2 protein-coding genes and 1 rRNA gene are annotated in these 3,298 nt (G+C 56.0%); 1 reads left to right on the forward strand and 2 read right to left on the reverse strand.

The annotated features are described in order from the left end of the window. Positions 1 to 74, forward strand: a 5S ribosomal RNA gene (gene rrf, locus RCJ92_RS15385); the annotation flags it as partial. A gap of 997 nt (positions 75 to 1,071) precedes the next feature. Here rrf and RCJ92_RS15390 read toward each other — a convergent pair. Then, positions 1,072 to 1,452, reverse strand: a complete 381-nt coding sequence (locus tag RCJ92_RS15390; protein ID WP_446755058.1) for a hypothetical protein — start codon at positions 1,450 to 1,452, stop codon at positions 1,072 to 1,074. Between the two features lie 356 nt (positions 1,453 to 1,808). Beyond that, positions 1,809 to 2,186 (reverse strand): MepB family protein, encoded by a 378-nt coding sequence (locus tag RCJ92_RS15395; protein WP_446755059.1) that lies wholly within the window; start codon positions 2,184 to 2,186, stop codon positions 1,809 to 1,811. Between the last annotated feature and the right edge of the window lie 1,112 nt (positions 2,187 to 3,298).

The following is a 3,298-nucleotide window of genomic DNA, read 5'->3' on the forward strand; positions in this document are numbered from 1 at the left end:
ACCCGGAAGCTAAGGCCCACTGCGCCGATGGTACTGCACTCGTGAGGGTGTGGGAGAGTAGGACACCGCCGGACTTAACTTGATGAAGGGTTTGAGGCTCCAACCAGTGATGGTTGGAGCCTCACCTGTTTAAGCCCAAATATTCTCGTGCTTGCTAATCGGTAGCCCTGATCGGGCACTCGGGAAACCGCGCGTCGGCCCAGAGCTGCCGGCTTCTTATCTTCGTACTCTGCTATTGGACTTCAAAGACTTTTTCGGCATGGTCTGGTTGTACTCGTCGCGTTCGTGGTTACGGTGAGATGCCCCTCTCCAGCGGAATATGGTTCGTTTCTTGCCGTGGAATAGGTGGCAAGCACACGTGTTTCTGTCCGTTGGGGTGTATGAATAGACGTCCGTGGAAAATCATGATCAGTTTGCCACTCATCGCTACCGGCTGGGACACGCGGCTTCAAGACGGCCGGTCGTCGGGGTCGCTACCTCCTTGCTCTTGCTGCGCACACCGGAAGACTCTGGGGCTCGAGCATTGCTTTACGGTTGATCTGGAAGATTTGCATGTTGCAGCAACCGGTCGACCGCGGAAGTGGTCAGTGTGCTGGGCATCAACTTGGGCCGCTACCGAGCACAGGTCCGAGGGCACCTGCACCGCTTGTTTCCCATGGGCGGCTGCACCACCTTGTACATCAGCACTCTCGTCTCTTGGGATGGCGACATAAGCCAGCTTGCATTTAACGCACCCCTTCCCTTGTACGACCTTGCCGAGTGTCTTGCTGGCCGTGATACCAGGCCGGCGCAAACGCATGCAGATGGCCGTCGGTTCCGGCAACAGGCATCGAAGGAGCAGAGGAGCTTACGTTCCCTCTTTTCTGGACTGCCTCCTTCGAGCCGCCGGCGGATAGTGCTTCCCCATGCTGCCAACGCGAGCTTCTTTCATGAGTTGCCTCGAATGACGAGTTGGAGGGCACGATCGAGCCCTGCCATGAAAGTGTCAGCGCTGTGCCATTAGGCCGGGATCTGACGAACTCGTGGTTGGCTGTACGATTCCCCTACCGATCTACCGTGGGCTTGGCAGCTCTAGCATGCTCGGCAAATTTGCCTTTGTCCCCAGGCGCGCAACGAGATCACGGCATCGGCGCCGACGCCTTCATTGTCATTGAGTGGTATTACCGACTCGCTAAGGTCGGGGTGGCCGACCATCCGCTCCTGGCCGGCACTATGGAACTGCACTTGCGCGTTGGGCACACCTTGAAGCTGACCAGAGCCAATGGCCGGCTTTCCCTGGGGAATGATGCTCGAGCGTCGCTCAGTTAGCGCTTTGACCTGATGAAGGACGCTTGTGCGATCGAAGCCAAGAGATGAGCCACCGAAGATGCCACTCTGGTCGTGAAACCATGTTCGGCCAAATGCATTCTCATGGTAGAGGAGGCGTACTTCCCGCAGCAGAACCGGCGTCATGCCCGGATCTGAATACCCACAGCTACATATTGGGTTGCGTGGTCGACAGACAATCGCAACCTGCATGCGAAATCATGTGGAACCTGAGCATACAAGGCTGGAGAACTGTCTGGCGTGGACGGTTGAGGTGCAATGTACGTCACTATTCGGGGACCAGATAGTAGCGTTAGGTGGCGCTGGCGCGAGCAAGACTTCTCAACCCATGCCTCGGTCAGAGACTACCAACACCGCAGGTCCAAGGAGAGCTCTACCCACACAGCCAACCATTTGGCTCTCAGGGTCGAGTGTCTTGCTGATCCTAACTTGGTGTCTCGCGAAGGCTCTCCGCTATGCGACGTCCAACGCGAGCTGCTAATTTATCCCGGGCGGTGGCACAGCAGGGCAACGAACGCTCCCGCCTGTGCTCTCTCGCTCTGAGTTGTTTGGGTATTGATCCCACAACAGGGGTATGCCCGGGATCCTCGTTTGCCTGGCGTTCCGCCTGTAGCAAGGACACCCAGTTCTGATACATGCTGCGAACAGAGGGTGAAGGCACCGAACCGAACACCGTACTCCGCGAGGATGAGAACGCCTACATCATTCCAATCACTACTAAATGGGTGCATAGCCCCAGCCCGGCCGCGATGCCAAAGGGGGCAACGAACGCGCCCGACATCGATGCTGGCAACGGCCGCTTCGTAGTGAGCTGGTTGAACTGCAACGCCGATCGACGAGACAACTCGACCGGTGAGCAAGCACTAGCGCTCTAAGGTTGTAAAGGACAACGAGCTTCCTCCTGAACGAAGGAGCACCGCTCTCGAGTGGGGCGAATTCTTCTGGGCGGGGCGTTCGGTCTAGCGGTGGTGGGGGGAGCTTCGCAGGCAGTCTCTGGAAGGAGACGCTCCGGGTTCCGCTCCGAAGCCAGCACAGCTATCAATCTCCAAACGTGACGGGCACCAGTTCCAGCGACACATCGACTCCTACAGGGCACGGGGATGCTGCCGGTTGGAGCCGCTGCCTCCTGCACAGTCGAAAACTCTGCAGATCATTGAGCTGAGCCTTGTATCTGCAGCTCCGGTCCCGAACAGGTCTTAGGCTATCGCCCAAAGCCAATGGCGATTGCACCTGAGAGCTATGTGCGGCTTGCGGGCAATGAAGCAGCTGTCAAAGGCGATCGCGGCCCTCGCGTGATGACCTGCCGGGAATCAGCATCGGAGTCTGCGGTTGCGCGAAGTTCGGCAGTGAGGAAACCTGCCCTGCTTTAGATCGAGCCCGCTTTGTCAGAACCCTCTACATTGGCGGAGACATGCTAGAAGTCCCCCTTTACCTGGTACCTGGGCGCAGTCACGAATGAGGACGCAGGCAAAACTCTGAAGCATTAAATGGGGGAATCCCTAAATACCGGTTCTATTGATCAACGAGCAGCGAGGATTTTTGATGTGGCCACGCTCACCACACAAAAACAGGTCCTCGATTTGCGGAGGCCTGAAAACGTGTGTATAGTTTTTCCTTGTCGCCGAGAAGCGGACCGGAGAAAAACCGGTACCAAATCAAGGCGAGAAGCCCGGAAAATCAACGATTTTCCACAGGTCACTGTGGACAACCGAAGATTCAATGGGAAAGCGAAAACTGATTCAAATCACAAAGAATGGATTTGACTTTCAGGAATTCGCTGAGATAAGATAATTACAGAGCGCCGGACGAGATCACGGGTCGAAATGATGTCGATGATGAACCGGTAAGCGCTTGTTGTTTGAGAACTCAATAGTGTGCCAAGTTTGTTGATACCAAATTATTTTTGTTTGGTGAATACGAAACATTTATTTGCTTGATCGCCCGCACCCCCGTGTGTGGTGGTTGAGTGTTT

The sequence above is a fragment of the Glutamicibacter sp. BSL13 genome, from assembly GCF_052928425.1.

Excerpts from the sequence above, each read along its gene's own strand:
- RCJ92_RS15390 (WP_446755058.1), bottom strand. The coding sequence starts at position 1,452 with ATGACGCCGGTTCTGCTGCGGGAAGTACGCCTCCTCTACCATGAGAAT.